27 protein-coding genes and 1 pseudogene are annotated in these 26829 nt (G+C 67.7%); 13 read left to right on the plus strand and 15 right to left on the minus strand.

Annotated features, from left to right (window positions below):
* Positions 1 to 217 precede the first annotated feature (217 nt).
* The 6 genes and pseudogenes from AB0J87_RS41375 to AB0J87_RS41400 form a co-directional block, all read right to left on the minus strand.
* On the minus strand, positions 218 to 1039 hold the full coding sequence (locus AB0J87_RS41375; protein ID WP_363975346.1) for a class I SAM-dependent methyltransferase: 822 nt from the start codon (positions 1037 to 1039) through the stop codon (positions 218 to 220).
* A 256-nt stretch (positions 1040 to 1295) separates the two neighbouring features.
* Complete coding sequence (locus AB0J87_RS41380) at positions 1296 to 1772, minus strand: DUF2278 family protein (protein WP_363975893.1); 477 nt, start codon at positions 1770 to 1772, stop codon at positions 1296 to 1298.
* Positions 1754 to 1909, minus strand: a pseudogene (locus tag AB0J87_RS41385) (DUF2278 family protein); the annotation flags it as partial. The gene AB0J87_RS41380 and the pseudogene AB0J87_RS41385, both read right to left, overlap by 19 nt.
* Positions 1910 to 1970: 61 nt before the next feature.
* Positions 1971 to 2609 (minus strand): hypothetical protein, encoded by a 639-nt coding sequence (locus AB0J87_RS41390; protein ID WP_363975349.1) that lies wholly within the window; start codon positions 2607 to 2609, stop codon positions 1971 to 1973.
* Positions 2610 to 2721: 112 nt separating this feature from the next.
* Complete coding sequence (locus tag AB0J87_RS41395) at positions 2722 to 3660, minus strand: D-alanine--D-alanine ligase (protein ID WP_363975352.1); 939 nt, start codon at positions 3658 to 3660, stop codon at positions 2722 to 2724.
* Positions 3642 to 4196, minus strand: a complete 555-nt coding sequence (locus AB0J87_RS41400) for a hypothetical protein (RefSeq protein ID WP_363975355.1) — start codon at positions 4194 to 4196, stop codon at positions 3642 to 3644. The genes AB0J87_RS41395 and AB0J87_RS41400 overlap by 19 nt, the downstream gene beginning before the upstream one ends.
* Between AB0J87_RS41400 and AB0J87_RS41405 the strand changes: the two genes are divergently transcribed.
* Both AB0J87_RS41405 and AB0J87_RS41410 read left to right on the plus strand, forming a co-directional pair.
* On the plus strand, positions 4190 to 6175 hold the full coding sequence (locus AB0J87_RS41405; protein ID WP_363975358.1) for a TIM-barrel domain-containing protein: 1986 nt from the start codon (positions 4190 to 4192) through the stop codon (positions 6173 to 6175). The genes AB0J87_RS41400 and AB0J87_RS41405 overlap by 7 nt on opposite strands.
* A 15-nt stretch (positions 6176 to 6190) precedes the next feature.
* Positions 6191 to 7231 (plus strand): amidohydrolase family protein, encoded by a 1041-nt coding sequence (locus AB0J87_RS41410; RefSeq protein WP_363975361.1) that lies wholly within the window; start codon positions 6191 to 6193, stop codon positions 7229 to 7231.
* Positions 7232 to 7309: 78 nt separating this feature from the next.
* On the opposite strand, the gene AB0J87_RS41415 is transcribed toward AB0J87_RS41410, so the two are convergent.
* Both AB0J87_RS41415 and AB0J87_RS41420 read right to left on the minus strand, forming a co-directional pair.
* The gene (locus AB0J87_RS41415) at positions 7310 to 8188 is read right to left on the minus strand and encodes an LLM class flavin-dependent oxidoreductase (RefSeq protein ID WP_363975364.1); all 879 of its coding nucleotides are present in this window, start codon (positions 8186 to 8188) and stop codon (positions 7310 to 7312) included.
* Positions 8188 to 9132, minus strand: coding sequence for a zinc-binding dehydrogenase (locus tag AB0J87_RS41420; protein ID WP_363975367.1), 945 nt, complete (start codon positions 9130 to 9132; stop codon positions 8188 to 8190). The genes AB0J87_RS41415 and AB0J87_RS41420 overlap by 1 nt, the downstream gene beginning before the upstream one ends.
* A gap of 453 nt (positions 9133 to 9585) precedes the next feature.
* Between AB0J87_RS41420 and AB0J87_RS41425 the strand changes: the two genes are divergently transcribed.
* On the plus strand, positions 9586 to 11043 hold the full coding sequence (locus AB0J87_RS41425; protein ID WP_363975370.1) for an FAD-binding protein: 1458 nt from the start codon (positions 9586 to 9588) through the stop codon (positions 11041 to 11043).
* 180 nt (positions 11044 to 11223) lie between these two features.
* Here AB0J87_RS41425 and AB0J87_RS41430 read toward each other — a convergent pair whose 3' ends face one another.
* The gene (locus AB0J87_RS41430; protein ID WP_363975373.1) at positions 11224 to 11781 is read right to left on the minus strand and encodes a hypothetical protein; all 558 of its coding nucleotides are present in this window, start codon (positions 11779 to 11781) and stop codon (positions 11224 to 11226) included.
* 185 nt (positions 11782 to 11966) lie between these two features.
* A complete protein-coding gene (locus tag AB0J87_RS41435; RefSeq protein ID WP_363975376.1) occupies positions 11967 to 12362 on the minus strand; it encodes an ATP-binding protein in 396 nt (131 codons plus the stop codon).
* 517 nt (positions 12363 to 12879) lie between these two features.
* Between AB0J87_RS41435 and AB0J87_RS41440 the strand changes: the two genes are divergently transcribed.
* The gene (locus AB0J87_RS41440; protein WP_363975379.1) at positions 12880 to 13341 is read left to right on the plus strand and encodes a GNAT family N-acetyltransferase; all 462 of its coding nucleotides are present in this window, start codon (positions 12880 to 12882) and stop codon (positions 13339 to 13341) included.
* 480 nt (positions 13342 to 13821) lie between these two features.
* Positions 13822 to 14637 carry a CPBP family intramembrane glutamic endopeptidase gene (locus AB0J87_RS41445; RefSeq protein WP_363975382.1) on the plus strand — a complete coding sequence of 272 codons (816 nt, stop codon included), beginning with the start codon at positions 13822 to 13824 and terminating at the stop codon, positions 14635 to 14637.
* A 418-nt stretch (positions 14638 to 15055) separates the two neighbouring features.
* On the opposite strand, the gene AB0J87_RS41450 is transcribed toward AB0J87_RS41445, so the two are convergent.
* Positions 15056 to 16036, minus strand: coding sequence for a metalloregulator ArsR/SmtB family transcription factor (locus AB0J87_RS41450; RefSeq protein WP_363975896.1), 981 nt, complete (start codon positions 16034 to 16036; stop codon positions 15056 to 15058).
* A gap of 86 nt (positions 16037 to 16122) precedes the next feature.
* Between AB0J87_RS41450 and AB0J87_RS41455 the strand changes: the two genes are divergently transcribed.
* The gene (locus tag AB0J87_RS41455) at positions 16123 to 17328 is read left to right on the plus strand and encodes an MFS transporter (RefSeq protein ID WP_363975385.1); all 1206 of its coding nucleotides are present in this window, start codon (positions 16123 to 16125) and stop codon (positions 17326 to 17328) included.
* Between the two features lie 427 nt (positions 17329 to 17755).
* Here the strand turns inward: AB0J87_RS41455 and AB0J87_RS41460 are convergent, their stop codons facing one another.
* The 3 genes from AB0J87_RS41460 to AB0J87_RS41470 form a co-directional block, all read right to left on the minus strand.
* Positions 17756 to 18196, minus strand: a complete 441-nt coding sequence (locus tag AB0J87_RS41460) for a hypothetical protein (protein WP_363975388.1) — start codon at positions 18194 to 18196, stop codon at positions 17756 to 17758.
* A 393-nt stretch (positions 18197 to 18589) separates the two neighbouring features.
* A complete protein-coding gene (locus AB0J87_RS41465) occupies positions 18590 to 19117 on the minus strand; it encodes a hypothetical protein (RefSeq protein ID WP_363975391.1) in 528 nt (175 codons plus the stop codon).
* A 277-nt stretch (positions 19118 to 19394) separates the two neighbouring features.
* Positions 19395 to 20273 carry a hypothetical protein gene (locus AB0J87_RS41470; protein ID WP_363975394.1) on the minus strand — a complete coding sequence of 293 codons (879 nt, stop codon included), beginning with the start codon at positions 20271 to 20273 and terminating at the stop codon, positions 19395 to 19397.
* A 226-nt stretch (positions 20274 to 20499) separates the two neighbouring features.
* Here AB0J87_RS41470 and AB0J87_RS41475 point away from each other — a divergent pair, with 226 nt between their 5' ends.
* The 5 genes from AB0J87_RS41475 to AB0J87_RS41495 all read left to right on the plus strand — a co-directional run bounded on the left by AB0J87_RS41475 (position 20500) and on the right by AB0J87_RS41495 (position 23792).
* The gene (locus AB0J87_RS41475; protein ID WP_363975396.1) at positions 20500 to 20853 is read left to right on the plus strand and encodes a hypothetical protein; all 354 of its coding nucleotides are present in this window, start codon (positions 20500 to 20502) and stop codon (positions 20851 to 20853) included.
* A 257-nt stretch (positions 20854 to 21110) separates the two neighbouring features.
* A complete protein-coding gene (locus AB0J87_RS41480) occupies positions 21111 to 21377 on the plus strand; it encodes a hypothetical protein (RefSeq protein ID WP_363975399.1) in 267 nt (88 codons plus the stop codon).
* A 694-nt stretch (positions 21378 to 22071) separates the two neighbouring features.
* Complete coding sequence (locus tag AB0J87_RS41485; protein ID WP_363975402.1) at positions 22072 to 22560, plus strand: hypothetical protein; 489 nt, start codon at positions 22072 to 22074, stop codon at positions 22558 to 22560.
* A 458-nt stretch (positions 22561 to 23018) separates the two neighbouring features.
* On the plus strand, positions 23019 to 23408 hold the full coding sequence (locus AB0J87_RS41490; protein ID WP_363975405.1) for a DUF2690 domain-containing protein: 390 nt from the start codon (positions 23019 to 23021) through the stop codon (positions 23406 to 23408).
* A gap of 36 nt (positions 23409 to 23444) precedes the next feature.
* Positions 23445 to 23792 (plus strand): hypothetical protein, encoded by a 348-nt coding sequence (locus AB0J87_RS41495; RefSeq protein WP_355199773.1) that lies wholly within the window; start codon positions 23445 to 23447, stop codon positions 23790 to 23792.
* 664 nt (positions 23793 to 24456) lie between these two features.
* Here the strand turns inward: AB0J87_RS41495 and AB0J87_RS41500 are convergent.
* A complete protein-coding gene (locus AB0J87_RS41500) occupies positions 24457 to 25038 on the minus strand; it encodes a TetR family transcriptional regulator (protein ID WP_363975408.1) in 582 nt (193 codons plus the stop codon).
* A 92-nt stretch (positions 25039 to 25130) separates the two neighbouring features.
* Here AB0J87_RS41500 and AB0J87_RS41505 point away from each other — a divergent pair, with 92 nt between their 5' ends.
* A complete protein-coding gene (locus AB0J87_RS41505; protein WP_363975410.1) occupies positions 25131 to 26006 on the plus strand; it encodes an SDR family oxidoreductase in 876 nt (291 codons plus the stop codon).
* 11 nt (positions 26007 to 26017) lie between these two features.
* Positions 26018 to 26755 (plus strand): SDR family NAD(P)-dependent oxidoreductase, encoded by a 738-nt coding sequence (locus AB0J87_RS41510; RefSeq protein WP_363975413.1) that lies wholly within the window; start codon positions 26018 to 26020, stop codon positions 26753 to 26755.
* Positions 26756 to 26829 lie beyond the last annotated feature (74 nt).

The raw sequence follows: 26829 nt of genomic DNA on the forward strand, positions 1-26829 counted from the left end.
CGTCAAGGGCGACGTCGAGGCAGAGAGCTACGCGAACACGATGCGTTCGGTGCAGAACCAGCCCGAGGACGGCGAGTCTGCGACGGATGCGGTTTCCGGCGAGGGGAGACCGCGGCAACGACACTCGGGTCGGCCTCGCAACCTGCTGAAACGGCGGGGTGTCAACCGAGACCTCGCCCGCCCTGAAGTCCGGTCGGTCGGGCGGGCGAGGCATCCATCAAATGCCGGCGTCGAGCCTATTGGTCCTCGTCCGGGGGCGGTACAGGGGCCGCTTGACATACGTGACGGGGACCGAGGAGATGGGCTCGTCGAGTGCGACGTCCGGCCGGCGACGGGCGACCGCGCGCACATAGCCGAGGTGGCGTCCGCCATCGGCGGTGAGGGCGTCGATTTCCACCTGGTTGTCCGGTGCGATCGCCCGCTGCCATTCCAGCCAGTACTTCCACCCGTCGGCCATCGTGTCGGCCACGTCCACCTGGGCGACACCGCTGCGATCCCAGTGGCGGCGCCACCACTCGGCCGAGTGCAGGTTGGCCATGCTCGGCTCCCACCACGCCGCCAGGTGCTCGGGAGTCGGTCCGTCGATCTCCTGGACCAGTCCGGCACCGGCGATGCCGATCTGCCCGCCCGGCCGGACGAACCTGGCCAGATAGTTCAGGTACAGATCGTCGGTGCCGTAGTAGACGAACGAGTCGATGCTGACGACGGCATCGAAGAAGCCCGCGGCGAACGGCAGGGCTCGGGCGTCGGCGTGGATGGGGAACGCCGCGTGCTCGGCGCCGGCGTCGTAGATGCGTTGCATGCGTTCGTCGGGGCTGAACCACAGGTCGGTGGCCCATACCTGGACGTCGTACTCGCGGTACAGGAAGATCGACGAGGCGCCCCGGCCGCAACCCAGATCCAGCACCCGCATGCCGGGCCCCAACGACATCGCCTCGGTGAGCCACTCGGCCAGCCACAGCGAGTTGGCCCCGCCGCTGACGCTGGAGCGGATCCAGTCCGGGTTGTAGCGGGAGGTCCGTGGGAACCGTTCTGACATCAACGGGTCAATCGGCATCGTCGGGTGTCCTCCTGTGTAGGTCCGCGGTGGCAGGTTGCGGTGGGGAGGGTAGCGGAACGTGACGCAGTGTTCCCGTATGAAACGCCGCCCGATGAGTAAAGTCTGCAGCCGGTACGGCTGATCGGCGGTTACCTGATGACAGAGAGCGACTCCACGCGGCAGTCAATCGAGAGGCGACCCGGGATGGGCTTCGCATCTCCACACGGGTCCGTGGCACGCCCGGCGTGTTCCTGCCCTAGGGTGATCGCGCCGCCGTTGTTGCCCGGCTGCAGCGCTTCGCTGACCGGCACCACCAGGGTGGCCCCGGCCGCGAGCGGCCCGGCCGGTCTGCCAGGTGCCGGCCCTGCAAGTCGATCGGATCGGGCGGGGTGTTGATCGGTGTGACGGTCTCGCGCTCGGGCGCCGGTCCGTCAGGGTTGACCAGCGCGGCCACAATCCGCGCCGGTTCTTCGCCGCCGGCGGGCCGGGCGGGCGCGGTCTCGATGGCGTCCCCGGTGCGGTCGTCGGTGTGCCAGGCCGGGGATTGGAAGGCGAGGAAGATGGCGGCCCACCGCGATGCGCCAGGGAAATGGAGCAGCAGGCCACCGTCCTGCCAGACCCGGTCGTCGGACCGGAACCGGCCGCTGTTGCCTTGGCCGGAAGCAGCTGGACGACGGGGTGGCGGAAGTCCTCGGCCACCGGGTACGGCAGCTCGGAGGGGGCCTGCTGCGATTGCACGTTCACCGCCACCCTGTCATCGGTCCCTGCGGCGTCGGTGAGGTGGATCTGGCAGCGCGGGGTGTCCGCGCCCCCTTCGCGACGCCGGTCGACCGCGCGCCCGGCCAGCACACCACAGGACCGCAGCGGCACAAGTCCACTCCTCCTGAACGACGATCACATCCCGCGCCGATCCGGATGGCGCGGCGCCCCCTCAGTCGGCCAGGTAGGAGATCGAGCGAACCTCGTAGCCGGTGGTCCTGGAGCCGCGCACGTGCATCAGCATCGCACCGCCCTCATAGGAGTAGGCGCACGAGTAGCCCTGCGGCTCCTTGCTGCAGCCCTGGAAGAAGTGGGTGGCGCCGCGCGGGTCGTACTTGACCTTGAACAGCTTCTGCACTGTGGTGGAGGTGGCGACCTCGAGGCCGCCGTACTCGTCGCCGCGCTTCCAGGCGGCGAAGAGGTGCTTGGCCACGGTGGATGGCTCGGTGATGTGCCGCGACAGGTAGACCTTGCTGACCTTCGAGCCGGTGACCACCATCGCGATGCCGTCAAGGCCGCCGGGCACGCGCACGCTTGTGTGCACGAACCGGCACACGTTGCTGGAGCAGCCGTCGAAGCGGTCGGGCGCGCGGTAGACGTAAGTGAAGATCGTCTTGACCGCGGTGGGGGTGGCCGCCTTCGCCGCGGCCGTGCGGTCGGCGGCCAGCCAGGCGTGGAACAGCTTGTTCGCCACCTTGCCGGGCGCGGGCGTCCCGGCCGAGACGGGAGCGGCCAGGGCGGAGCCGGTGGAGGAGAGCGTCAGTGTCGCAGCCGCAGTGAGGGCGGCGCCGAGGACCAGTCGTTTGAACACGCTGCGACACTAAGGGGGGCGCCTTGCGCAGGGATTGAGCCCGGCTTGCAGTGGTCCGGGCGCTTCGCCCAGGCCGGGCAGCTCCCCGGGTCATTGTGCCGCACGTCCGGGCTCAGGCCCGGTAGCCGGTCGGGGCGCGCAACGCGGTGGACAGGACAAAGGAGACGAGCCCGTCGTAGTCGAGTCCACCGGCCCCGGCCATCGTGGCCAGGTTCCCCGGTCGCGACAAGCCGGGGAGCGTGTTGGTTTCCAGCCACCACACCTCTCCATCGGCGCCCACGACGAAGTCGCTGCGGGAGTAGCCCCAGCAGCCCAGCGACCGGTGGGCGACGCGTGCCCATTCGGCGATGAGCACCTCGGCCTTTTCCGGCAGCGCGGCGGGGCAGTGATTGGTGAACCTGCCGGGGTCGTTCTTGGTCTGGTAGTCGTAGAAGCCGTTGACGGGACGGGTTTCCAGCAGGGGCGGGACCCACAAGCCCGGCTCGTGGTCCAGGACGGCCGCGGTCACCGACCTGCCGGGGCAGAATCGCTCGGCGAACAGCTGCTGTCCGCCGGAGCGCAGCGCGCGGATCGCGCTCAGGAGCTCCGGCTCGGTGGTGGACAGGTGAATGTCGATGGATCCGCCTTCGGAGACGGGCTTGAGCATGAGCGGCAGCCCCAGGGTGGAGGTCAGCTCGGCGGCGAGTTGCTCCGCCGACAGGCCGTCGTCCAACTGGCGGCCGGGCAGAATGCCCACGCCGTGCGCGCCGACCATCGCCTTGGCCGCGCACTTGTGCATGGCCAGCGCACTGGCCAGCACTCCCGAGCCGGTGTACGGCATGTTGAGATGCTCCAGCAGCCCCTGCAGCTTGCCGTCCTCGGCATACTGCCCGGCGATGGCCAGGAACGCGACGTCGACCGTGCCCAGCCGTCGCAGGAAGGCGGCGCTGGCGGTGTCGATCATCACGGCGTCGACGCCCTGCCGCATCAGTGAGGCGTGGACGGCTCTGCCGGACAGAAGAGACCGGGCGCGCTCGCGGGACCTTCCGCCGGTCAGGACGCCGACGCGCACGCCGAGGGCTCCGGCTTCTCGATGCAGAACACGGTCTCCGCGCCGAACTGGGTGTCGGTCCGCACGTCCGTACGGCGGACCGTTGCGGCGCCGAAGGCCAGCAGGACCTCTGCCTCGGGCAGGCGGTAGACCGGGATGGTCTCCGGGACCTCGATCTCCAGGAACTCCGGCGCCAGCGGCGTGAACAACACGACGACCAGCTTGCGGCGGAAGGAGGCGACCGCGTTGCCGAGGATCGCCGCCCAGTCACGGTTGTGCTCCAGGACGTGACGCAGGAAGATCGCCTCGACGTCGCTCTTGTACGTGGTCAGATCGACGATGGCGTCCGCGAAGGGCGTGCGCGAGCCGTCGATGCCGCGGTAGCGCTGCCCGGGCGCGAGGCAGGTCCGCAGCCAGCCCCGGCCGCATCCCCAGTCCTCGATCTCCGCGCAGTCGGCCAGGAAACGCGCGCCGATTTCGTAGGTAGTGGTTTCGCCGAAGGGCGTCGGCTCGATGATCCCGGCATAAAGGCTGTCCCATTTTCCAACGAGTGACATCCGCGGCTCCGTCTGGCTCGTTTGCTACCACCGTTGAACTACCGATCCACCGCGAAGTCAACATCTTTTCCGGTAGGTCGTTCTGTGGTTTACTTTGCTGGCCCGGCAGCAAGCACCCGATTCAAGGTGGGTATATGCGCGATCCGGTTGAGTTCTTGCGGTCCCATTGGCGCGTTACCGTCGACCCGGAACTGCCGGGCATGGAGATCGGACTCGACGGCTTCCGTCAGTTCCTGCGGCTGGACGTCAACGCCGACACTCTGGAATCCTTCGACCGCAACGTGTCGGCGTCCTGGCACGGTGTCACCGACCAGGGCACCCACGAGAGGCTGGACTGGACTGCGAAGAGCACGCTCTGGAGTAAGCGCTATCACCTCGACATCCATTCCGGACATCTGGATTTCCACGCCGAGATCTACGGCGAAGGACTGATCGATCGCATCCGGTACTTCGACGTCATATCCGATCGCGACCACCGCCCGTTCTCGACCCGGACGATGCATCTCATCGATTACGGCCGGACCCCGGTGCGGGCCTATACGACGGGCTCGCCCATATCGTTTCGACGGGTCTTTTCGCCGGAGCCGAACTATTACGGCCGACGCGAATTCGAACCATTTGAGTACGCCCAGATCAGTGTCGCCGGAGACAGCGAATACTGCGGGGGCAATCTCATCGCCAATCCTGGGCTGCTGTGCTTCGCGGTCGCCGCTGACCCCAGCCGGGAATGGCTGGCGTTCGGCCTGGCGGTGCGCCCGGGTGAGCACTTGTTCTCCGACTTCGAATATCTCGGCGGCGCCGACTTCTCCTTCGCCCTCACCTGCTGGGGAGCCCTTCGGGTCACGGGCACGTACCTGACTCCGCACATGGTGATCGTCCGCGGCGACACCGCCGAGCTGGCCGTGGCCGCCTACGTGGACGTGTTGCGCGACTCGGGGCTGGTGCCCAGCCCGGTCCGGGAGCAGCCGGAGTGGTGGAGCAGGCCGATCGTGTCCGGCTGGGGGCACCAGTGCTACCAGGCCGATCTGTTCCGCGTGCGCAGCGGGGCGGAGCGGCAACCGGACAACGCCGCCTACATGCTCTGCGCTCAGGCCAACTATCGGGACATGCTCGACCGGCTGGACGCCCACGACCTTCCGTGGGGAACGCTGGTCGTGGACGCCCGCTGGTTTCTCTCCGGTGGCCTCAAGGACGTGGACGTCGGCCGCTGGCCTGATCTGCCCGGCTTCATCGAGGCTCTGCACCGGCGGGGCAAGCGCGTGTTCATCTGGTGGAGCCCATGGGACACGGAGGACATACCGGCGGGCGACTGCGTCACCTACCGGCCCGAGGTGAGCCTGGGACTGCCGAACAGGCCCGGGCGACGGGCGAAGACCCCCAAGGGCAACCTGCCGATGAACACCCTGCCCGCCGGAACGAAGCTGGCCGTGGACATCACGCTGCCGGCCGTGCGCGAGCGCATCAGGCAGCAGGTGCGGGCGTTGCTCGGCCCTGACGGGCTCGGCGCCGACGGGCTCAAAATCGACCACATGTGGGCCACGCCCGGAAGCTACGGCATGGCCTTCCCCGAGGGCTCGGGGCGGCTGTTCGGCCTGGAGGCGGCGCGTGCGTACCTGAGCCTGCTCTACGAGACGGCCAAGGACATCCGGCCGGACGCGATTCTGAGCGGACACTCGCCCAACCCCTACCTGGCCGACGTGCAGGACATGGTGCGCATCAGCCCCTGGTCACGCTTCCCGGAATCCGTCGTGAGCGAGGCACGGCACAGCGCCGCCATGGCCCGCCTGGCCGACCCTGGATGGCTGATCGACACCAACGGCCACCCGATGCCCTCCCTGACCGCGTTCCGTGAGTACATGAGCCTCCAGCCCGAGCTCGGCGTGCCCAGCCTGTTGTACGCCACCCATTTGGACACCACGGGCGAGGCATTCACCGACGACGACTACGCCATGATCCGCAGGGCGTGGAGACACGGCTGACCGGGCGGGGAGTCCATGCGGGATCTGCGCTTGTCCGACTACCGGCCCGTTTCCAGCCTGCCGCCGCTTCCTCCGCCGCCGGCCAGGGCCGCGACGCCGGCGGTGGACGCGCACACGCATCTGGGGCGCTGGCTCACGGAGGGGCGTTGGGCCGCGCCGGACGTGCCCGCGCTGATCGGCTTGATGGACTCCGTGGGCCTCTCGGCGATGGTCAACCTGGACGGCCGCTGGGGCGCGGAGCTCGAGGCCAACCTCGACCGTTACGACCGCCGCCATCCCGGGCGCTTCGCCACGTACTGTCACGTCGACTGGACCGCCCTGACCGGGCCCGCGCCGGGCGAACAGCTCGCCGCGAGCCTGGCCCGCTCGGTGTCGGCCGGTGCCCGGGGACTGAAGGTATGGAAGGACCTGGGGTTGTCGGTGCGCGACGGCGACGGCGCGCTGGTCCTGCCCGACGACCGGCGGCTGGCTCCCCTCTGGGAGCAGGCGGCGGAGCTGAGCGTGCCGGTCGCCATCCACGTCGCCGACCCGGTGGCCTTCTTCGAGCCGGTCGACGAGCACAACGAGCGGCTGGAGGAACTCCTCGCGCACCCCGACTGGTCGTTCGCCGCCCCCTGCCATCCGCGCTTCCCCCGCCTGATGGCGGCGCTGGAAGCGCTGGTGGCCGCGCATCCGCGCACGATCTTTATCGGGCTGCACGCCGGATGCAACGCCGAGGACCTGGCCTGGGTGTCGCGGATGCTGGATTCCTATCCCAACTTCCACATCGACATCGCCGCACGGATCAGCGAGCTCGGCCGCCAGCCGCGGCGTACCCGGGCGCTCGTGCTCCGCCATCCCGGCCGGATCCTGTTCGGCACCGACCAGGTCATCCAGCGCCGGGCCACCTACGAGATCTACTTCCGCTTCCTGGAGACCGCTCACGAGTACTTCCCCTACTCGGTCCTGGAGCCCCCGCCGCAGGGGCGCTGGTGCATCTCCGCTCTCGACCTGCCGGCCGAGATCCTCGCCGGCGTCTACTCGGGCAACGCCCGGCGGCTGCTGGGGATCGGCTGAAGCGAGCCCAGGAGGACCTTGAGGTCGGCGTAGAAGGCGGGCGTGGGGCTCACCTGGTAGTCCGGCAGGTCCAGATCTTCAGGGGTTGAGGAGGCGGTTGGTCTCGGCCAGCAGCTCGCTCTGGCGCAGGCGGTCGGCGGGGAACGGCATCGCGATGACGCGGTGCACGCCGACCTCGGCGAGTGCGGCCAGCCGTTCGGCGGCCGCGGCGGGTGGGCCGGTGACCAGGCCACCACGGGCCTCCTCCTCGGTCATCCCGTACTCCATCAGCGACCGGGCCTGAGCGTCGATCACCGACGCGGGCAGGTCGCCGAGACCGATGCTGAGGCCGATCGTGACGCGCGGCGCCGGGCGGCCGTATTCGGCGGCGAGGCCGGCCAATTGGCGGGTCTGTTCGGCGATCTCAGCCGGCGTGGAGAACGCCGGATACCATTCGTCGGCGAAACGGGCGGCTCGGCGCATGGGGCCGGCGCCGATGAGGACGGGCGGCATCGTCGCGCCCGGAGAGAGCGTGATCATCTCGCCGTTCACGTTCGTGGGCTTGCCCTCGACCAGGCTCGGCAGGATCTCCAGGGCGGCGTCGGTGCGCTGCGCGCGTTCGGCGTAGGGGATACCGACGGCCCGCCAGGCTGCGTCGCCGTGCACGCTGCCGCCCGAGCCGACGCCGAGCAGCACCCGACCGCCGGACAGGTGCTGCAGACTGGCGATCTGCTTGGCGGCCCAGGCGGCCGGGCGCAGCGCCAAGACCATCACCCCGAAGCCGATCTTGACGCGCTCGGTGACGGCGGCGGCCGTGGCCAGCACTATGGTGCTGTCGAGGAACGGCCGCACCGGGATCAGATGGTCGCCGACCCAGATCGACTCCAGGCCGAGCCCCTCGGCGTGCCGGGCATGCTCGCGCACCCCGGCGGTCTCATCCACGCCGAACGACGGTAGGTTCACGCCGACCTTGAGCATCAGCGCACCTCGAGCAGGGTCTTGCCGATGCCGGCGCGCGACTCGATGGCGGCGTGCGCGGCGGCGGCCCGGTCGAGGGGGAAGCGCTGCCCGATCAGCGGCCGCAGCCGTCCGCCCACGGCCTCGGCGAGGGCGCTCTCGGTGTACTCGCGCATCATCTCCGGGGTGGGCTTCGCCTGGACGAGCGTGACACCGCGCGCGACAGCGGCCTCCGCCTCGATGCCGGCCCACTCTCCGCTCGCCAGCCCGAAGCTGACCATCCGCCCGCCCTGGCCGAGCAGTTCGAAGGCGGCCCGAGCGATGTCGCCGCCGACCCCGTCGAAAACGACGTCGACAGGGTCGACCTCGTCGGTCCAGCCCGGAGCCGTGTAGTCGACCACCTCGTCGGCGCCCAGGTCGCGGGCCACACCGGTCTTGCGCGAGCCCCCGGCCGCACCGACGACGGTCGCGCCCGCCGACTTGGCGAGCTGCACGAGGAGCGAGCCCACGCCGCCGGCCGCCGCCTCGACCAGAACCCGTTCCCCGGGCTGTGGTGCGGCCGCCCGGATCATCATGGTCGCGGTACGCCCGTCGGCCAAGACCGCGACCGCGTCGTCCAATTCCAGGCCGTCGGGGACAGTAAAGAGCCCGGAGGCATCCACCGCGGCCCGTTCGGCATAACCGCCGGAGCCCCCCGTGGAGGTCACCACCCGACGGCCGACCAGGCCGGAGTCGACGCCCTCGCCGACCGCCGTGACGACGCCCCCGACGCCGTTGCCCGGGATCATTGGCAGCTCCGGCTTGAACGGCGACGGGCCACCCGACCGGAACTGGGTCTCCACAAAGGTGATGTTGGCGTAGACGACGTCGATCAACACCTGCCCCGGCCCCGGGACCGGATCGGGGGCGTCTCCAGGTACGAGCACCTCGGGCCCGCCGAACTCCTTCAACCACACCGCACGCACAACACTCTCCCCTGTTCGGCTGATGTCGGTCTCAGCATGCAACCTCAACCGAACTCGAGGTCAAATCGCGATCACCAGTACAGCTCGACCGCCATGTCGGCCCGGTTCTCGGGTCGGCGTCACTGGGGGGCAAGGTAGAAGAGTTGACGACCTCTTCTCGCTGGTCAGGGCGAGATGATCTTTCTTTCACGTGTGGCACGTGGGCTGATCCTCACAGCATGTTGCAGCGACAATGCGACCACGCGGGGCGAGGGCGATGTAGGCCGGCCGGGCACGCGAAACTCATCGGTCCATCCTGCCCCGATGATGCTCGCTGCCCCACGGCTCGCCCGACGAGGCCCGCAGCGCCGTAGTAACCCTTTTGTGGCTGTCATCCGGTTTCGTTCGGGTAGCGTCGCCGGGTGCCGTCGGCGATTATCGACGCGACGTGACCGCGCTGCGAAAGGATCGGGTATGACGTGGTATCCGTGGAGACAGGCGTTCCTCACAGCGGGGGCTGCCGTGGTCGGCTTCGACCCGTCAACGCGCACATGGGTCACCGACGCCGCCCAGTCTCAGGGGATGGTCGACCTGCCGCCGCTGAAGGGCAAGGTGGTGACCGATCCCGCCTCGCGCGGCCAGGCGGCCGACGACTTCGGGCACCTGATCCATCGGACCCCCGGGGCCGTGCTGGAGCCCGGCGCCGTGTCGGACATCATGGCGATGATGAAGTACTGCCGGACGCACAGCCTGCAGGTGGCCGCACGCGGCCAGGGACACGCCACCTTAGGTCAGGGCCAGGTCGCGGGCGGTCTGATCATCGACATGACCCCGCTCAACGCGGTTGAGGTGCGGGAGGACACGGCCGTCGTGGAGGCGGGCGCGCTCTGGAGCAGCTTGGCGCAGGCGACCCTGGCCCACGGCCTGACCCCTCCGGTCTTCACCGACTACCTGGAGCTCTCGGTCGGCGGCACGCTCTCGGTGGGCGGTCTCGGCGGCCAGACCCACCACCACGGATCCCAGGCGGACAGCGTCGTGGAGCTGGAGGTCGTCACGGGGGAGGCCAGCCTGAGGAGGTGTTCCGCGCAGTCGCGCCCCGACCTCTTCCACGCGGCGCTGGCCGGAAGAGGACAGTGCGGCATCATCACCAAGGCCACCGTGCGCCTGCTGCCCGCCCCCGCGACGGTCCGCCACTACCTGCTCTCCTACCCGAGCGTCGCCGCGCTGACCGCCGACCAGCGGCGCGTGGTCAACGACGGCCGCTTCGCCTACGTGGAGGGAGAGCTCGGGCTGCCGACCGACTCCGCCGACTGGAGTTACCAGCTTGAAGCGGTCGCCTTCTTCAACGGCACGACCCCGCCCGACGACGCCAGGCTGCTCGACGGTCTGGGCGACCAGCCCGGCGACCGGCAGATCCAGGACATGTCCTACTTCGACTTCCTCAACCGGCTCGCCACGGGCGTCGCCTATCTGAAGTCCACAGGCGAGTGGTACCGCCCGCACCCCTGGTGGAACATGTTCCTGCCCGCGAGCCGCACCGACGCCTTCGTGGAGACCGCCATCAAGGACCTGACCGAGACCGAGGTCGGCGCCAGCGGCGTGGTCCTGCTCTATCCCTTCCCCCGCGCCCGCCTGCACCTGCCCTTGCTGCGCGTGCCCGACGAGGAGACGGTCTTCCTCTTCACACTGCTCAGAACCGCCTCACCCGGAGCCGAGAGCCCGCAGGACATGGTGGAGGCCAACCGTTCCCTCTACCTGCGCGCCCGAGCCGTCGGGGGTTACCAGTACCCGGTCGGCTCCATACCCACCACGCCTGAGGAGTGGCGCACCCACTACGGCCCCGCATGGGCCGACTTCGAGGCGGCCCGTGAACGCTACGACCCCGACGGAATCCTCACTCCGGGCCAGGGCGTCTTCCCTCCGGGACCGTGAAGTCCGCAGCCGGATCACCGTGCCGAGTTTCGCCACCAGGCGAAGGGCGCGGTGTTGCAGGGGGACGGCCGGTCGGGTCGCGCTGTGTCCGCGTACTTCTTTGAGTGCTCCACGAAGTACGGAGACAAGTGCACCAGCGCAGCGGCTGTCTCCAGCGATTCCCCACGGAGGCTCGGGGCGTCATGAAGGCATCCGCTGACCGCGGGTGGGGTGACGGCGCAGGTGGTAGGCGTTGGCCAGGGCGAGCACTATCGGCCCCCACAGGGCAATCGGGGTGATGCATACCATTGCCAGCGCCTGCCACCAGCCGTTCTCATACGCCGTGCGGTCAAAGACGCCGACCCAGGCGAGCACCATCCAGACCGAGATCGCGGTCATGAGGAGCCCACCGATCACGGCCGGGACGACCGCCGCCATGGTCGGCACAGGTCTGCCGCCGATGACCGGGACCCAGTTCGGGACCACCTCGCCCCAACCGCGCACCAGACCGATGCTGAGCAGCGCCACCAACTCGGTGATCACACTGAGCCCGAAGACATAGGGGATAGTGATCCACAACGGTGATACAGGCGCGTCGTTGAGCTGTCCCATGTCGAAGTGAAAGGCGAACGGCAGCCTCCACAGGCACGAAGGGAGCAGCAGCCAAGGGAGCGCGTAGGCGACACGGAGTGCCCATCGGGGGACGGGCTGTTCGGTGTCGCTGGTGGCTGGGGCCGCGTGCAGCAGTTTGATCGCCATGGCGGCAGTCTCTTCGGGCACCGAGGATGAAAGATCACCTGTGAGAATGAACCGCCTCCCCCACGCGAGCTAGTCAGGTGAGCGCGGCACGAGGAGGCACCGCAATATCGAGCGCCTGAAGGCCCGCGGACAGCTCGGTGCGTTCCCGTGATCAGTTGGATCTATGGAGAGTTGAAGACAAGCGCTCAGGCGACCTCAGTGGCTTGTTCGATGTTCCTGAGCCGGTTCTTGAGCCGGTTCTTGAGCCGGTAGCTGGGGCCGTTGATGGAGATCACATCGCAGTGGTGGAGGAGCCGGTCGAGGATGGCGGTGGCCAGCACCTCGTCGGCGAAGACCTGGCCCCACTCGCTGAAGCTCTTGTTCGAGGTCAGGATGATCGAGCCCTTCTCGTAACGCTTGGAAATCACCTGGGAGACCAGGTTGGCCTCGCCGCGTTCGAGGATCTCGTAGCCCACTTCGTCGATCAGCAGGACGCTCGGCCGTAGGTAGGTGCCGAGTTTGCTCCTCAGGCGTACGCCGAGCACCACGTACCCGCTGTTGGAGTAGGAGAAGACGGTGTCGAGCGGGAGGAGTTGGTCCACCTTGGCGAGGGTGGCGACGAACTTCTCGATCGCGTCATCGTTGCGACCGGTGTCGGTGAAATGGTTGCCTTGATACCGCCGGTGTGGGTGAGCAGGTGGCGGGCGGTCAGGGACTCGGTCGCGGCCTCGACCTGGGTGCGCAGACTCAGCACGCCCGCAGCCTCGTCCTGGATTTCCCGTTGGCCGGCACGGCGACCTGTGCGCCTGGTACGTCGTATTTCGCGACAAGCTCGCCCGGATCCCATTCCATCCCACCAGGCTAGCTCCATGATCGAAAGCCTTCGCCGGGTTAGGGGACGCACCGTGCGGCTTCACCAGTTGAGGGGCCACGGTGATTCCGGACAGCCGTCTTACGGGCGTAGCCTATGCGGCTGTTTGGGCTGAGAGGGACTCGTTTGAGTACCTCCAGGGGGGCCGGGTGCCGAGCGCCGAGTGCAGGCGCCGACGGTTGTAGAACCCTTCTACGCTGTTCGGCAGGGAGGTGTTGTCGATGTCGGCAGTCGTAATAAGTCTGTCAGTGCGTGATCTGACCCAGGAGGATCTGCAGTGGTGTTCGTGGTCCGGTTCGGCTCTGCACCTGACTCAGGTCGCGCGAGAGCTCAAGCGCTCGCGGAGCGGCGTCGTGGACTACTTGGCCGTTTGTCCCCCATCTGACTGGCCGGTGGCGATCGGCGGTGTTGACTATGAGGTAAGCCCAGGAGCGGGAACTCTATGGCAACTGGCTGTGCTCCCCGCTCTGCAGTCCTGCGGCATCGGGACTGTTCTGATTCATGCGGCCGAGCAGCGCATTATCGCCAGGGGGCTGCAGCGCGCGGAGCTAAGCGTTGAGGAAAGCAATCCTCGTGCGAGAGCGCTGTACGAACGACTCGGATACGTTGCTCATGGCCGCAAGCCTGCCGCATGGGATGCCGAAGGCCCAGACGGTGTGATCCGACGCTATGAGACAGTCTGCACGCTGATGGGCAAAACGTTGACGTGACGTCGCTTCCAGCGTGACGGCGATACCTCTGCTCCGCGCCGCTCGTCGGCCAGCAGCGGTCCCTCCGCGCGCTGTGCCGCGGGGGGTGCGTGCCGGGCAGGGCGTGTGGCTGCGGTCGCGGGATCGGGCGCGCTGGCCATCAGAGTCGTGCCGGCCAGGGAGTCGCGCCGGTGAGTATGGAGCTGATCAGGCCGTTTGGTTTCCCGTCGCCGTAACCTCGCACATTGGAGGACTTCGGCTGGCGTGCAGCGCGGCGAGGATGGCCTACTTCGCGCCGTGGCGCACAGCCAAGACGGGACCAGAGCCCGTGCTGTTCAGCACGCGGGCGGGTGACTCCCGAAGGAAGGCCAGGTGCAGACCGCCGCCTGCTGAGCTCCCGCCCGGTCCGCACCCGCCGTGACCTGCGCCTTTCACGGTGACTCGAAGCCGTATCAGAGTGACGTCAGGTCCGTGTCAAGTCGCGGGGCCACACTTCCCGACATGGATACAGCAATGCAGCCCCCGGCCGACACCCAAGGCGCCCAGCCGAAAGGCTTCGTCGCCAAGCTCCTCGCCGACCGTCACTCCGTCCCGTTCTCCATCGCACTGCACCTGGTGCCCGGCGCGGTCATCGTCGCGGTGTATGCGTTCATCGCCGCCCCCCTGGTCCGGGCGATCGACTTCCCGATCTTCCTGGCCTGGGCCATCGCCCTCGCGGTTGTGCTCTTCCCGCTCCAACTGTTCCTGCTGTGGCTGGGCAAGAAGCAGACCGGCCGCTTCACGATGAAGGGCGTCGTCCACTACCGCGACAAGCCGCTCTCGCGCGGCAAGGTCTTCTGGCTCGGGGCCGCGTGCCTCGTGTGGATGACCGTGGTCTCGCTCTCGCTGACCCCGCTGGACAACATCGTCTACGACTGGTTCTTCACCTGGGTGGACTACCAGGGCGCCGGCCCCGACGGCACCACCTACCTCCAGGGCTACCCGCAGGAGCTCGTGCTCACCACGCTGCTCATCTGCGCGCCGTTCACCGGCTTCACCCTGCCCCTGCTCGAGGAGTACTACTTCCGCGGCTTCCTGCTGCCCCGCCTCCCGCAGCTCGGCAAGTGGGCTCCGTTCTTCAACACCTTCTTCTTCTCGGTGTACCACTTCTGGGCCCCTTGGACGGTCCTGTCGAAGCTCGTCTTCCTCTACCCGGGCGTCTGGCTCGCCTGGAAGAAGCAGGACATCCGCATCTCGATCGCCATGCACCCCGGCTCGGCGCTGCTGATGACCGTGGTCGGCGTCATCGCCCTCGCCTCCGGCGCCTACTCCATGTAAGACCGCCTCGAAACGAGGGGTGCCGTCCGCCGGCCGAGGGCCGGATGCGCCGCTCCGGAGCAGTCGCAAGCGCCGCCGAGCAGGCCGACCCCGGGCTGCTCGCGGCGCTGGATGCGCTGGTGGAGCAGGTCACTCGGGGCGATCTCGCACAAGCCGGGGTGTGTAGCCGCCAGTTCGCACCATCCGACCGCCACCCCGGGGTACATCTTCGAGGCCGGATGTTCCCGCTCGGCGAGGCTGCTGCCGGAACTGCAACAGGGTTGGGTCGGACCGGGGTGTGGTGTCAGCCTCGCGGCTGATCCGTTTCCCCGGCGCGCCCGCCGCACTGACAAGCGTGAACGTATCTACCAGGGCTGTCGACGTCGTCTCGATCAGGATGTGGCTCCGTGGCCCGGTTCAATGATCCACGGGATACTTCCTAGATGACTGTCCCGCTCAGGGAAGCCCCAAGAGCAGTCGTCATATACAAGACGCTGCGCCCGGATCGCTCGCGGGTGACCAGCCCGCTCTCGCGCAGTACGCGGAGGTGTTGTGACACGGCGCTGGGCGTGATCCCGAGTACTCGGGCCAAGTCCGTCGTCGTTGCGGGGGACCGCAGTGCCTCAAGCAGTTCGGCGCGCGCCCGACCGAGCAGCCGGACCGTGCTGCCCGCGGGTGCCCGCGTTCCGGCGGTCCACAGCGCCCCGACGCCTCGTGCCGGATAGCGCACTGTGGTCTGCGTGGACGTCCTCTTCTTGATCAGCACGTAGGGTGAGCCGAGAACCACCGGCATGAGCACCAGCCCACCCGGACCGCGCTCCACGACACGCTCGACCCGCCAGCGTGCTCCCCCAAGTATCAACCGGCCATCGCGCCAGCGCAGATCCGGATGCAGATCGGCGAACAACCTCTCGGCACCGCCCGCAGCCATCTGCTTGGCCCGATGGATGACATCCGCATCGAGGACGGCCCGGATCCGTGACCAGTGCGGCGCGATGAGCCGGTCGTGCGCCGTACGCAGTTCCGCGGCGATCGCACGCAGCCCTGCCGCCGGCTGTTCAGCGAGCGCGGCGGCCGGGGCGGGGAGGTCCTCGCCGAACACGCGCCGGAGGCTGATCCGCACTTGAGATGCGGGTGTCCTGCGCAACGCGGCAAGGTCGTCGTCGATGGATGCCCCCGAGCCGAGCGGGGCAGGAACGAGGAACTCCGGCCAGTTCGGCCGGTCGCTGACGATCAGCGGCCATGTATACGAGAGATCCAGGGGATTTCTGGCGAGCTCATCCGCCGCCCACCGCAGCCACCGCAGGTGGAGCGGGTTCCGATCAAGATCACCCAGCTGCTGCAAGCCGGACACGGTCTCCGACAGCGGCGAGATCGCGAACCGGGTCGCCGCCAACTCGGCCACACCAAGATCGATCATCAGCGCCACAGATCGATTATGTAGCACTCGCCTAAATACTGTCGTGACGGCGCCCGGCAGCTGAAGATCACCACATGGCACGGAACATGACGCAACGTGAGACCGAGCCACGCTTGTCTGCGGGCTACTGGCGGTTGTGGTGGGCGACCGGTGTCAACAGCGTCGGCGACGGGGCGTTCGCCGCGGCTGTTCCCCTGCTGGCCGTCACGGTCACACGCGACCCCCGGCTCGTGTCGATCGTGTCCGCGGCGACATACCTTCCCTGGCTGCTGCTGTCCCTGCCCGCCGGCGCGCTCGTCGACCGGCACGACCGCGTCGCCCTCATGTGGCGCGCTCAGGCGATCCAGGCGTTGATCGCCGCTGTCATCGCGGTCCTTGCCGCTTTCGGCCAGATCGGCATCCCGGTGCTCGCCATCATCGCCTTCGGGCTAGGAGCGTGTACGGTCGTTTTCGCCAACGCCGCCGAGGCGGTGCTGCCGGACATCGTCGACGAGTCGCTGCTGCACAAGGCGAACGGCCATCAGCAGGTCATCACCACGGTCGGCTTGCAGTTCGCGGGGCCACCGGCCGGCAGCCTGCTGTTCGCGGTCGCCGTGGCGTTGCCGTTCAGTGTGGACGCCGCCTCGTTCGCCCTGTCCGCCGCGCTGCTGGCGACGTTGCCCAGGCGCAGGCGCGAGCGAATCGAACATCCACCGATGCGGACGGCGATCGCGGACGGCCTGCGCTGGCTGGCCCGTCACCGGCTGTTGCGTACCCTCGCCATCCTGCTCGGCGTCAACACCTTCTGCTTTCAGCTCGGCAACGTCTCCCTGGTCCTCCTGGCGACTCAGACACTGCGCCTGGATACGCCCGGTTACGGGCTGCTGCTCGCCGGCGCCGCGATCGGCAGTCTGCTCGGCGGGCTGGTCAGCGCGCGCCTCGTCCAGAGGATGGGCGAGCTCTCCGCGCTCCTTGCCGCGCTCATCACGAACGTCGTCATCTTCGTCGGGATCGGGCTGAGCCCGAACGTGATCGTGCTCGGCGCCTTGCTAGCCGTCAACGGCTTCGTGATCACGCTCTGGAGCATCGTGACCGTCAGCCTCCGGCAACGGATCGTGCCGTCCGAGATGCTCGGCCGGGTGAACAGCGTCTACAGGATGCTCGGCTGGGGGCTGATCCCGCTCGGGGCACTGGCCGGGGGGCTGGTGGCGCACGCGTTCGGGCTGCGCGCGCCGTACCCGGTCGCGGGGGCGCTGAGAGGAGTCGCCTTGCTCGTCGCGATGCCTGTACTGATCCGTGCCATGCGTCACTGAATCGCCGAGGGCCTCATGGGGCGGCGGTGGCGAGAAACGATCGGCGCCCTCGAGGGAAGCGATCTTCGTAGCCTAGTCTCAGCCGCTGGTCCAACCTATCGTGAACACCTCACCTGGCCGGCCTCCGGCCACGACATCCGCCTGGGCGAAGAAATCACCGCTCGCATCACCGCCGAGCACGACCCCGCCCGCCGCCGCACCCGCTGACCAAGCCAGCCCCAGCGCCGACATCGGTTCCGCCATCGATGCAACATGCCTTCAACGCCAGCCAACGCGCCTTAAAAGATCATCTCGCTCTGACCTGCGAGAAGAGGGAAAGAATCCAAGACAACGATTGCGGAGGCGAAGCCCCTGCGCGCCGACCTCGACCAGCTCTGCGCCGGTGATGCGGAGGGCGGCGTCGCGGTCGCCGAGGGCCTGGTGACGTTCACGATCCCCGCGCGCCCGTGGTCCGCGTCGGCGGCCGGCGCAGCCGCGCCAACTCCGAGACCCGCCACCCTTCCAGCAGCGCCACCAAGTTCCCGGGAGCGCGGTCCGCCCGGTGCGCGGCCCTGGCGACCTTCGCGTAGGGCCGCTTCTCCGTGACCTGCCGGGCCAGCACTGACATCCCTGGCAGCAGGCGCGCACCGGAACCCGGGAACGCGCCTGCGGCGGGCCGCCTCACAGACCACGGCGGCCCCGGGCTGCTGGTGCCGATCTCCAACGGCGGGCAGGGAGCCGGCGCCCTGGACGCCCTGCGGGTGCAGCGCGCACTGGGCAGCAGGACACCATCGCCGGCCGTGGCCACCACCAGGCACCACTTCTCGGTGGCCACCGCGGTCGGTCTGGCCACCGCCGCCACCAACATCAACGGATACAGCGGATTCATGGAGTGGGAGGCTATCGATGATGTGGCCTCCCACCGCCGCCTCGTAGCGCCCGGCTTCGCCGAGGAGCGCCCCGGCGCCGGAATCCTCTCCCCTCCGATGACCGCCACGCAGGATTACCCGAAGATTTCGATCAGCGGGGTGACGGGCCCGTGCAGTCTGGCCCGGTCGATGAACCTGCTCGCCGTCAGTGTCATGGTCCCCCCCGACGAGACAGCCCGTCCCCGGAGCTGTCAGTCGCCCTCGACATGCCGGGCAAGGTCGCCGGCTTCCTCCGCACCGCCGAACGGGAAACCGCCGCGCGGGCCGCTGATTTCGTCGAAGCCTGATTGCGTCTCCCAGGCACCTTCCTGCGACTCAGAGTGCGTAATCACATAGGTTGGCGAAGGCATCGGTCAGTCAGGCACGCCAGTCAGCCGGCGGGCTAGGTCGCTGGCGTCCTTCTGGGTGAAGGCACCACTGATCTCCAGCACGGGACCAGAAATCGGCTGTGTAATGGCCGGTGCGGTGACCACTTTGCCGTCGATGACGATGGCGAGCTGGTTCCGCGGGGCGGGTAGCTGGTACAGGGCCGATGTCAGCGCGGCGAACTTGGCACTGTCGGTGTTGTTGAGCGTGACTTGGACTACCCAGGTCACCCCTCCGGACAGGCCGGCTGCCGCCTTCTCTGCTGTGATGTCGGTCATGCCCTGGCCGAGCTTGTAACACGAGGTGCCGTCGAGAGCGCCCACCGTACCCGTAGCGCAGGGAATGGAGGACGTCTCAAGCACGGGCAGCAGCGCAAAGGACGTCACGTGCGGCTCAGATCGGGGCGCTCCGGTCATCGCTGTGAGCACTCTGGCCGTCATGAAGATCATGACGACTGCCAGCCCAAGAGTGACGATCGTTCCCGCGACAATAGCGATCACATGAACACGTCTCACGGAACCTCTCCCACGAGGCGAGCCATCCCTTCTCGTATGACTGTCAGGGAGTTCTCCACTTCCACTCATGACGACCGGAGCCTCTCGGTCAAACTATGGCGGCATGAACCTTATGGCCATCAACTTCCAGTGACATTGGTCAGCCTGTCGATGACAGAGGACATCAGTTTGGACAGCATTCTGGGCCAATGCAGTCGAGAAATGTCGGTGAGAAATCTGCTGGCCGCCAATCCCGCCCGCCGCCTCCCTCCTTCACAGCCGGATTTGGGGTCCGGAACTAACAGACACCGGCCTGTTTCCGTTTCGCGATGATCTGGGCGACGGTGGCGGTGAGCAAGCTGACGCACAGCCCGATCACCACCGCCAACAGGGAGTAGGCCCACAGAGTGGCCTGAATGCTGTCCTGGTTGTCCAAGCCTGGGTCGATCGTGAGGTAGACAGAGGAGAGCAGAAGCGGGCCGGCCACGCCCGCTTGGACACCGCGCTTCCATCGGCCGTGCTGTGCCGCCGCCCACGCCGCGATGATTCCGCTGACCATGACTGGTCCGATCAGCCCGGCAGTTATCCCACCGGCCTCGATGAAGTTCGCCTCCACCACGTACTGACCGGTCTTGCTACTCAGCTCGCCTTCCGTGAGCATGGGGTCGAAGGCGGGCGCCCTGTCCCACCACCACGGTCTGGCGAATTCCAGGAGGGAGACCCACAAGGTGTAGGCCAGCAGGCCGACCCTGATCTCCCGATACCGCAGCGCCGCCATCGCAGCGGCGACGCCGATCACGCCGCCGAAGATGGTCGCCCAGGCCACCTCGAGTGGGCTGGAGTTGATGCCGTCTTCCGGCGCTGCGGATGCCAGGCCGTACAGAAGCGGGGTAGCGGTCAGACAGGAGCCGAGCCAAGCCGCCGGCGGCAGCCACAGCCACGACCACGGCGCACGCTGAAACACGCGGTACGTGATCGCGGAGGCGACCAGTGTGGAAGCGACCGGATACCAGGTGGAACGAGTTACTGCGTGGTCCCAGTCGATGTACTCCGAGTACGAACCCCCTGCGGTCGTCCATACATTGATGCCCAAGCGGTGCGCGGCGAGGACCTGTGCGACGGCCAGCACCGCAGCGACCAGCGCGCAAACGATTGAGGCTGCGAGCCGCCACCTCATGCTTTCGCCCAAAGACGCTGCAAACGGGACGGAGTGTCCCGCCCGCCGGCTAGTGCGCACAAAGCCGTCATGGTTGAGCATTCTGCACCACCAAGATCGGAGCCGAAGGCGGCATCCGTCAACTCCACCTGTGCGCCTGCCGATAATTACATCCACCCTGTGAGAGCTTCGCGTGGCGTGGCGCGAGTTCCGATCTTCAGGAGGGGGTGCGGCATGATGATCGGCCGTGCTCCTTCGCCTGGCCTATGTCACCGTTACGAACGCCTTCGCCGCGCTGCGGCTGCTATCCATGGGCAATCGGGACAAGGACGTCGAGATACTCGCCCTGCGCCATCAGATCACCGTGCTTGAACGGCAACTCGGCGCCGATGCCAGAGTGAGGTTCATGCCCGAGGACCGAGCCTTCCTGGCCGCGCTGCTGACATCGCTGCCACGGGGGTCCCACGCCAGGTACGGCTGCTCGTCCGGGGCACCGCGATCTGATGAAACGGCGTCACGCCCAGACCTGCCGGCCGAACAGGCGAGGGCGCCCACCCACGGTTCGCTCCATTCGTGTCCTCGTTCTGCGATTGGTTCGTGAAAATCCCTCGTGGGGATATCGGCGGGTGCACGGTGAACTCACCACGCTCGGCATCAAGATCGCCCCGTCCACGATCTGGGAGATCCTCAAGCGGGAAGGGCTTGATCCGGCGCCCGAGAGGGCGTCCACGACGTGGGCCGACTTCCTGCGCTCGCCAGTTGACGCCCTGTTGGCCTGCGATTTCATCGAGAACATCACCTTGAACGGGCCGGGCGCGCTACCTGATCCGAGACCGGGATGCCAAGTTCCCGGCTCTCATGGACGAGATCCTGTCCGACGCCGGCATCCAGACCGTGCGGACCGGCACCCGGATGCCGCGTATGAACGCGGTCATGGAGCGATGGGTGCAGTCGTGCCGCCGTGAACTGCTCGACCGCTGCCTGATCTGGAACGAACGCCACCTGGGCACGCCCTGCGCGAGTACGAACACTTCTACAACGAGCGCCGAGCCCACCAAGCCCGGGCTCAAGGGCTCCGCTGCGTACCGTCCCAGATCCGATCACGGATCCGAAGTGAGTCGATAACCTGAATATACGCCGACGAGATCGGCTCGGCGAGGTTCTCCACGAGTACTCACATGCCGCTTGAACTGCATGGATGGACTTTCCGGCAGGCGCAGGCCTCCACGCGCAGGGCTTCGGCGCCGTCGTCGGTCAGGCGGTAGTAGCGCCGCAGCCGCCCCTGCTGTGCCTCTTCGCGGTCGAGTGCGACCTGGCTGTCGGCCGAGAGCCGGACTGACGACCCCCCGCTCTACACCCGGGCGGCAGCACGAGCGTGCAAGCTGCCAGGCCTACCGGCCGCCGCCCGGCCGCGACGTCGATCGCGGGCCCGACCTGAGCCGCTGACCACCCCGGGTGGTATTCGGCTTCCCGACTACTACGGCCGGAACCTGGACGCCTCCTCAACGACCGCCTGAGCGAAGCCGCTGTATGAGTCCGATGGGAGTCGGGATGCACTTCGGCGTGCGCAACGGCTCGCCCGGCCGACGAGGTGTGCCTGCCGGCTAAGAAGGTGCCACCGAACCCCTCCTGATCCTGTATGGGTGAGCACCGGTGCACCCCCGAGCCGCGAACGAAAAAAGGACGGTTCAGTGTGCATTTCGGCACAGACTTTCGCGGCGAATGTCCCAGAGGGTAGACAGGGAAAACGGCGCATGCCCAGAGACGGGACCACGGGCCGGGCGACGCCCCATCGGACAAGCAGGCCCGCCGTCACACCATGAGCAACAGCACGTTCAAGAGAATCCTCACGATCCTCACGGCGGCAGCGACGGTCTCGGCGACGGCGATCGCGGTTCCGTCGGCGGCGAACGCGGGCGCGTACGGCTGCCGCGGCAACCTCGTGGGAAGCTGGCGAGTGCCGCTGAAGGACCTGCTCACCGGCGAAACCTACTACCGCAGCGACATCAAGCTGTTCTACAACCCGGCCAGCGGCTGGAACTGCGCCGCCCTGGTCAAGCGCCCCGGACAGGCCCGCTACGGCGAGAAGACCCCGCTGTCCATCGAGATGTACAACGAGCGCTACGCCGAGGACGCCATCAAGAACAACCACGACCGGGAAGAGGGCAGCTTCAAGTACTACGCCGGCCCGGTCAAGGTCTACGGGAAGAACTTGTGCGTGAGCATCCACGCCATGCACGAGGACGCCACTGGCCCTCACGAGAGCTACAACGGTCGTCGTAGCCTCACGGGCGTCGCCTGCCACTAGTTGGCTTGACCCGCAGGGTTGTCGACGCAGGTGGCCGGTGGCTGTCCGAGTCGGTCAGGTGCCGTCCGGTAAGCCCTTCACCTGCGGTTTCATTCGGAAGATCTCGATGGGCCCGTTGTGAGAACTGGCTACAACGGCTCATCCGCAACCCCATCGCATGGTCTGAGTGGCCCGCGTCGTGCTCAGGCGGTGGCCCGGAAGGGGCACCTGCTTCAAGCCGGCGTCGACACATGGCCACGTGGTGAGGGGCGTTTTCAGTCCGTCGGCGACGGTACCCGGGTTCGAATAGGACCCATCCACGGTGGTGGCAAACCGTCGTCGACCAAAAGAACCCCTGGGCATGCGGAGTGCTTTCTGGCCGTCCTGCATGCCTGGGCCTGTCGCAAAGGAGGCGGTTCGACGTGAAGATCCATAGAGCAGCGGTTGCGGTGTCCGTAGCGGCGATCTCATCGGTCGTGATGACCACAGCACCAGCGAGCGCTCACCCCTACGACGGAAAGGACCCCTACACGACCGGGTGCGCCAGCACCAAGGTGAACACCGGGAAGAAGGCCTCGCTGAAGAACGAGGTGGGCGACAGCCTGGGCACGATCTGGCTGTTCTACTCTCGTCGCTGCGGCACCAACTGGGGCGAGGTATCGGTCGCCAAGAGCGGTTCCGGTGCCATCACGGTCTTTACCAGCAAGACGAGCAGATCCTTCAGCTACCGCCCCGGGAACGGCGGGCACCACTGGGGCAACATGCTCTACGCCCCCAGCGGCGTCTGCGCCAAGGCCACGGGCAGTGTGACGACCGGGATCGGCCGCGCCAACAAGGGCAGCGGCACCACTCCGAAGGCCTGCGGCTAACCCACGCCGGCGCCCCGACAAAAGGAGGGAAACACTGTGCGTATCGCGATCATAGGGGGAGCCCTCGTGCTGGCCGGCGCCCTCGCCGGAGTCGGCTTCGTGGGCACTGCTCACGCCGGCACAGACGGTGCCACGGCACCAGCCGCGCGGTCCGGGAACCTGTCAGGCAGGGTTGGCGCGAAGGTGTCCTGCTACGACATCTGGATCAACGACGTCGGCTTCTACCGTAGCGTCACGATCAAGAACAAGTGCGGGCAGACGAAGCAAGTGCGGGCGAGGATCGCCTGGTGGCCCAATGGACCGTGCTGGACCATCAGACCTGGTGGGTATCGGACCCACTACTACAGGTCGCCCGGCACGTTCTACAACCTGAAGAAGTGTTGACGACCTGCTCATGACCCGACTCCAGCGCCCGATCCGATCCCGGACGTTCCTCAGGGCCCCGAGACGGTCTCATCCAAGATCGGGGGTTGACGATGAGGCCCATACACACCCCGAGGAGACGCGGGCCGCGGTACGGGAGAGCGCAGGGGCAGGATTACGCCTGGCTACGACGCGGACTTTATCGCGGTGGGCGGCGACCCGCCGTCTGATATCGGCACGCCGGCCGCCGTGATCGAGGTCTTTCGCAAGGCCCATCAGATGACGGAGCTCGGTGTCCCTGCGTGCTCCGCTGAGTTTCGCTCGCTGAAAGGGTTTTGCCCGTCGGGGACGGGTACGTCGAGAGGTTTGCCGAACGGCGGGCTCGTCGCACCGCAGACGGGCCCGCCGAACAAGTACCGCTGAGAGGACAGAGCCCTGCGGAGCCGGCCATCAGCCACGGGCCCGACTCGGCCGAGCGGCTGAGCTGGCACTGCCCGCTTCGCCGGCTCGGGCAGTGACGGCGCCTCGGTCCAACTCGTGTCCTGCGACCAACCCTCCCCAATGAACACGGGTGACGTTGCCGCGATGTAGAGCACGAACAAGATGCCCCGCAACGCCAGCCGGTCATCCAGCCGTTTCCGGCCCGGATGATGCCGGCGCCGTTCCACGTGTAGTTGGATGGTTCTCAGGAGTGGGGTCGGGGTGGCTGAACGAGCCCGGCCACGGCGCTCACCACCGCGGCCCGGCGGCTGGCGAGATCGTGGAAACCGAATTCCGATTGCAGCGCCTTCAGCGACCAGGCGGCGCTGTCCCAGCTGATCACCACTCCGATCACCATGGCCATGAGCTCTGCCGGCGGGATGTCGGCGCGAAGCTTGCCCGCTTGCTGAGCGGCCGCGATCGCGACGACCCTCGCGCGGTATCCCGCGACCTCGGGCTCGAAGGACTGTTCTCGTTCCAGCCCTGCCCACAGGTAGAGCCGCCGGACGTGCGGCCACTTCTCCAGGCGGTCGAACAGGTCGCCGGCGTAGCCGATCAGGTGATCGTCGCCGAAGGGGATCGATGCCGCGAGCTCCAGGAAGGTGTCGGCGACAACCTTGTCGAACAGCTCTTCCTTGGTGCCGAAGTGCATGTAGATCGACCGCTTGTTGGCCGCGGCGTTCTCGGCGATGCGGTCGACCCGGGCACCGGCTAGACCGTACCGGGCGAACTCGTCGACCGCCGCTTTCATGAGTCGCCGCTTGGTCTCGGTCGCGTCAGGTGGCATCCACCCATCGTACATAACTATCCAGGGATTTACATACGGCACGGCATGCCGTATGAATGTATCTAGTTAGTTACCAACGAAAGAGAGCCCTCATGCGCACCTGGTTCATCACCGGAACCTCCTCCGGCTTCGGCCGTGAACTCACCGAACAACTGCTCGCCCGGGGAGACCGGGTCGCCGCCACCGCACGACGCCTGGAGTCCCTCGATGGCCTGGCGGCCCGCTACGGCCGGCAACTGTGGCGAGCCCGCCTGGACGTCACCGACACGACAGCGCTGCGTCAGGTCGTGGACCGCGCGTTCACCGACCTCGGCCGCATCGACATCGTGGTGTCCAACGCCGGCTACGGCCTGTTCGGGGCACCCGAGGAACTCACCGACGAGCAGATCGACCGGCAGATCGCGACCAACCTCACCGCCTCGATCCAGCTCGCCCGCGCCGCCACCCCGCATCTGCGCCGGCAGGGCGGCGGACGCTATATCCAGATCGCCAGCGTCGGCGGCCAGATCGCCTTCCCTGCCATGAGCCTCTACCACGCCACCAAGTGGGGAATCGAGGGATTCTGGGAGTCGTCCGCCGCCGAGCTCGCGCCGTTCGGCATCGGCGTCACGATCGTTGAGCCCGGCATGTCCCGCACCAACTTCGGCGCCGGCAGCGCCGTCCTCGGCGCACCGCTGCCCGAATACGCCGACGGCCCGTCCGGGCAGCTGCGACGCGTGCTCTCCGGCGAACTGCCACCGCTGCCCACACCAGGAGACCCCGTCAAGATGGCGGCGGCCATCATCGCCTCCGCCGACCAGGCCGAGGCGCCGCTCCGCCTGACGCTGGGCTCCGACGCCTACGAGCTGGCGACCACAGCCCTGCGCGGCCGCCTCGAAGCCCTGGAGGCCGGGCGAAGCCTTGCCTACTCCACCGACGCCGACGATGTCGTCCACGCACCTGTCCTCACCACCTCCACCTCCCACTGAAGGAGCCCGTCATGTTCGATTTCACCGGCAAGACCGTCCTGATCACCGGCGCCTCCGGCGCGCTCGGCACCACGCTGTCCGTCCAATTCGCGCAGGCCGGCGCGAACGTCGTCGCCGCGTCCCGCAGCCGCTACGACGAGGTAGCCGAGAAGGTCGGCGGCAACAGCCTCGGCGTCCGCCTCGACGTCACCAGCGAGACAGAGTGGGCCGAGGCGATCACCCGGACCGAGGAACACTTCGGACCATTGGACATCTTGGTCAACAACGCCGCCTACCTGCGCATCGGCACCACTGAGAGCATCCCGCTCGACGAGTTCCGGCGTGTGCTCGATACCAACCTCACCGGCGCACTGCTCGGCATCCGCGCTGCGGCCCCGTCCATGCGCAAAGCCGGCGGCGGCGCCATCGTCAACGTCAACTCCATCGCCGGGCTCACCGCCGCGCCCGGCCTCGTCGCCTACAGCAGCAGCAAATGGGCACTGCGCGGGCTCATGCGCGCTGCCGCCAAAGAACTCGCCCGCGACAACATCCGCGTCAACGCCGTCCATCCCGGCATCATCGAAACGCCCCTGGCCTACGACCCCGACGGCAACCCGATCGTCCCCGTCGACAACCTCGCCGTCCCCCGCAACGCAGCCCCCGACGAGATCGCCGACTTCATCCTTTTCGCCGCCTCCGACCAAGCCCGCTTCGCCACCGGCTCCGAAGTCCTCGCCGACGGCGGCTACATGCTCGGCGCCATCGCCTGACAACAGGCAAGCTCATCACCGGATCGGGGGCAATCAAGCTCACCATTGTTCAGCCGTGACCACGTAGCGCCTCC

This window comes from Nonomuraea sp. NPDC049625 (genome assembly GCF_040675285.1).
Classification (GTDB): domain Bacteria; phylum Actinomycetota; class Actinomycetes; order Streptosporangiales; family Streptosporangiaceae; genus Nonomuraea; species Nonomuraea angiospora_A.

Coding starts and splice junctions, on each gene's coding strand:
- AB0J87_RS41375 (WP_363975346.1), bottom strand. CDS start 1,039: ATGTCAGAACGGTTCCCACGGACCTCCCGCTACAACCCGGACTGGATC.
- AB0J87_RS41500 (WP_363975408.1), bottom strand. CDS start 25,038: ATGCCACCTGACGCGACCGAGACCAAGCGGCGACTCATGAAAGCGGCG.
- AB0J87_RS41490 (WP_363975405.1), top strand. CDS start 23,019: ATGACCACAGCACCAGCGAGCGCTCACCCCTACGACGGAAAGGACCCC.
- AB0J87_RS41485 (WP_363975402.1), top strand. CDS start 22,072: ATGAGCAACAGCACGTTCAAGAGAATCCTCACGATCCTCACGGCGGCA.
- AB0J87_RS41400 (WP_363975355.1), bottom strand. CDS start 4,196: ATGTCACTCGTTGGAAAATGGGACAGCCTTTATGCCGGGATCATCGAG.
- AB0J87_RS41505 (WP_363975410.1), top strand. CDS start 25,131: ATGCGCACCTGGTTCATCACCGGAACCTCCTCCGGCTTCGGCCGTGAA.
- AB0J87_RS41425 (WP_363975370.1), top strand. CDS start 9,586: ATGACGTGGTATCCGTGGAGACAGGCGTTCCTCACAGCGGGGGCTGCC.
- AB0J87_RS41415 (WP_363975364.1), bottom strand. CDS start 8,188: ATGCTCAAGGTCGGCGTGAACCTACCGTCGTTCGGCGTGGATGAGACC.
- AB0J87_RS41460 (WP_363975388.1), bottom strand. CDS start 18,196: ATGAATCCGCTGTATCCGTTGATGTTGGTGGCGGCGGTGGCCAGACCG.
- AB0J87_RS41450 (WP_363975896.1), bottom strand. CDS start 16,036: ATGATCGATCTTGGTGTGGCCGAGTTGGCGGCGACCCGGTTCGCGATC.
- AB0J87_RS41410 (WP_363975361.1), top strand. CDS start 6,191: ATGCGGGATCTGCGCTTGTCCGACTACCGGCCCGTTTCCAGCCTGCCG.
- AB0J87_RS41445 (WP_363975382.1), top strand. CDS start 13,822: ATGGATACAGCAATGCAGCCCCCGGCCGACACCCAAGGCGCCCAGCCG.
- AB0J87_RS41480 (WP_363975399.1), top strand. CDS start 21,111: ATGGACGAGATCCTGTCCGACGCCGGCATCCAGACCGTGCGGACCGGC.
- AB0J87_RS41455 (WP_363975385.1), top strand. CDS start 16,123: ATGACGCAACGTGAGACCGAGCCACGCTTGTCTGCGGGCTACTGGCGG.
- AB0J87_RS41470 (WP_363975394.1), bottom strand. CDS start 20,273: ATGAGGTGGCGGCTCGCAGCCTCAATCGTTTGCGCGCTGGTCGCTGCG.
- AB0J87_RS41510 (WP_363975413.1), top strand. CDS start 26,018: ATGTTCGATTTCACCGGCAAGACCGTCCTGATCACCGGCGCCTCCGGC.
- AB0J87_RS41430 (WP_363975373.1), bottom strand. CDS start 11,781: ATGGCGATCAAACTGCTGCACGCGGCCCCAGCCACCAGCGACACCGAA.